At 41.5% G+C, this 1,923-nt stretch carries 1 protein-coding gene; it reads left to right on the top strand.

Going from position 1 to position 1,923, the window contains the following annotated elements; translation table 11 throughout:
* Window positions 1–1,923 (top strand): filamentous hemagglutinin N-terminal domain-containing protein (locus AC33VI_RS22695; RefSeq protein WP_491784534.1); only part of this gene is annotated, 1,923 nt, incomplete at both ends.

The following is a 1,923-nucleotide window of genomic DNA, read 5'->3' as shown; positions in this document are numbered from 1 at the left end:
CAAGCGGCGATGCTTCGGAAATAGAAGGCACAGTACAAGTAACTGGTGGTAATCCCAATCTCTTTTTAATCAATCCTGCGGGAATTATCTTTGGGGAAAATGCTAGTCTGAATGTTCCCGCTGACTTTACCGTTACTACTGCTAATGGAGTTGGTTTTGGGAATCAATGGTTTAGTGCATCGGGAGAAATTGTTCCTTTAGATGGCAATCCTCAAACCCTAGCATTTACTCAAGATGGTACTGGCAGGGTTATTAACCTAGAAAACAATACTTTAAGTAATGCCGAAGGAATTACCAATTTACCCAACAACTTCAACGCCGAATTAAATCCAGACAATGCTATTGAAGAGGATGCGATCGCATTTGAAGGAGATATTAATACTAACGGTAAGAATTTAACTATTGCTGCTGAAAATAATGTTAATCTAACGGCGATCGATTCTGCATCTGAAACTGATGGTATTAGTGCGGGAGATATTACCATCTTTAGTACCGATGGTGGTATCAATGCTTCTTCTCCTTTGGGGATCTATTCCTATGCCACTACTGGGGATGGTGGTGAAATTAATCTCTATGCAGGCGAGGATATTAACTTAATTGGTTTGGTATCTGGGGCGAGTGAAGGTAACGGTGGCGATATTAACATCACTTCCAATACTGGAGCGATCGATCTCACCCAGAACATCACCGTAAATCAATTGGATGCTGATGGCGACGTAATAGAAAACAATTTAGATCTAGGAATTATTGTATCGGGTGCAGCCCAAGAAGCAGGAGATATTACTCTTAAAGCACAAGAAGATATTACTACGGGCTATATTTATTCTGGTTCGTTTGGCGATCCAGAATCCAATTCAGATGCACCAGAGTCTTTCCAAGGAGGATCTATTTCTTTAGAAAGTACTGAGGGAGAAATTAATACCAGCCAAGGAGTACAACGAGATTATATTAATAGTTTATTGAGTGCTGCTAATATTTCTAATGATAGCGACTTCGATCTAGCTTCTACGATAACCCCCTCTAATATTGCCGAAAGATTGCTGTTCGATTTACCAGAAGAAGTCAGAAACAACGAAGATGTTAGTTTGATTAATGCTATCTTTCCTGGCATTAGTTCTTTCTCCTTTAGCAATAGCGGTGCGGTAAATCTAACTACTCTAGGGGAAGGAAAAAATATTACCGTCAGTACCATTAACGCTGAAAGTGCTGTTGGCGATCCTGCGGATATCAACGTCACTACTCAAGGATTTTTCCGCGCTACGGAGACATTTGTTTCTTTGGCTTCTACTGTCTATCCTGAAATAGAAGAAGAAGCGAGTATCTCTTCCTTTGCCCCTCCCATAGAAGACGAAAACGGCATTCCTAACCTCAGAGGTGGCGAAGTTAGTATAACTCATGGAGGAGATGGCGAAACTCCATTTATTATTGGCAATCCAGCAATCAACGGTACGGAAGGTAATATCTACAGCAATACTTTCCCCTTTGAAGCTGATGACTCCTTCATATTTACCGAGATTCAAGACAGAATTTCTATTATTTCGGTGAATCCGCCAATCGTAGATCCCCAAATAATTACCGATCTCGAAGAACCAGAAATAAAAGACAAGACCATTACAACAACGACTAATCCTACTGTTGTCCCGAATCTTACTATCGCTTCAATTTCTGAAGCCAAAACTACTCTAATGAAGATTGGCGAACAGGCAAACCGCAATCCCGCATTAGTTTACGTCAATTTTGCCCCCGAGCAACTCAACCCCAACGCTCAAGACTCCTTCCTCAATTCAGGAAGCTGTCGAACTGCGGAATATCAAGCCTCTTTGGGCATCCAAGAGACAGATACAGCCCCAACCCTATGTATTGCTCCCCAACCGAGCGATCGCTTGGAAATACTAGTAATTACTAGTGCGGGAGAACCAATTT

The organism is Waterburya sp. (assembly GCF_058530065.1).
The sequence above is the reverse complement of the archived record's forward strand: the minus strand, read 5'-3'. Positions and strand labels throughout refer to the sequence as shown.